Here is a 1,155-nt window from a genome sequence, read left to right as displayed (position 1 = left end):
CCACGCCCGAGCCGGCCGGCGCGCGCCAGACGAACCACGAGCCAAGCACGATGAACGCGACGATCGCGGCGATCTTGAGGCTCGAAAAGAGGTATTCGATAGTGCCGTAGGCACGCACGCTCATTGCGTTCACAACGATCAGTGCGGCTGAAAATCCGATGATCCAGTAGAGCCCCGGCACATGAGGGAACCAGAACTTCATGTAGACGGCGATCGCCGCGACCTCGGTGCCGACCGCAAGCACATAGGCCGACCAGTACGCATAGCGCACGACGAACCCGGCGAGGGGCCCGATGTAGTGCTCGGCGTACGCGCCGAACGAGCCCGACACGGGATGAGCGACGGTCATTTCGGCAAGCGCGCCCATCAGCAGCAGCGCGATCAGCGCGCCGATCGCGTAGGAAACGAGCACGCCGGGCCCGGCAAAGGAGATCGCGAAGCCGCTGCCGAGAAAGAGCCCGGTGCCCACCGCGCCGCCGATGGCGATCATCGTCATCTGCCCGGCGGACAAGCCCCGGCGCAGCCCCTTTTCGCGCTCGACGATGGCATCGAACGCGCCCGATTTACGTGGTACCACAATGACACCCCTACTTCGCACAGACGGCGCTGCGCATCAAGAAACAAAATGCGTATTTTACTTTCCGACGTCTCTGGGGCCATTCGGTGCGACCGGCCCGCGGCGCACAAATGAAAAACGGCGCAGTCCTTTCGGACCACGCCGTCTTGAAGGCTGCAGACAGGCTACAGACAGGCTACAAGCGCGGTATCGCGCCGACGCCTACTCCACTTCCACCGCTTCCGGGTTGCGCGGCGCGGGCTGCTCGTCGAACGTGAGCTGGACCTTGTCCTCCGCATCGACATCGACGGTCACGCGGCCGCCGTTCATGAGCTTGCCGAACAGCAGTTCGTCGGCGAGCGCACGGCGGATCGTGTCCTGGATCAGGCGCTGCATCGGCCGCGCGCCCATGAGCGGGTCGAAGCCGTGCTTCGCGAGATGCTTGCGCAGCGCGTCGGTGAAGACCGCATCGACCTTCTTCTCGTGCAACTGGTCTTCGAGCTGCATGAGGAACTTGTCGACCACACGCATGATGATTTCTTCATCGAGCGAGCGGAAGCTGATCGTCGCGTCGAGCCGGTTGCGGAACTCGGGCGTGA

1 protein-coding gene and 1 pseudogene are annotated in these 1,155 nt (G+C 63.7%); both read right to left on the bottom strand.

Annotation, left to right across the window (positions count from 1 at the left end):
• Positions 1–496 (bottom strand): amino acid permease (locus VSR34_RS37960; protein ID WP_342965182.1); only part of this gene is annotated, 496 nt, incomplete at its 3' end.
• 282 nt (positions 497–778) lie between these two features.
• Positions 779–1,155: pseudogene (clpA, locus tag VSR34_RS37955) on the bottom strand (ATP-dependent Clp protease ATP-binding subunit ClpA); the annotation flags it as partial.

This window comes from Paraburkholderia sp. JHI2823 (assembly GCF_038900695.1).
Classification (GTDB): Bacteria; Pseudomonadota; Gammaproteobacteria; order Burkholderiales; family Burkholderiaceae; genus Paraburkholderia; species Paraburkholderia mimosarum.
This window is presented reverse-complemented; position numbering and strand designations above follow the sequence as displayed.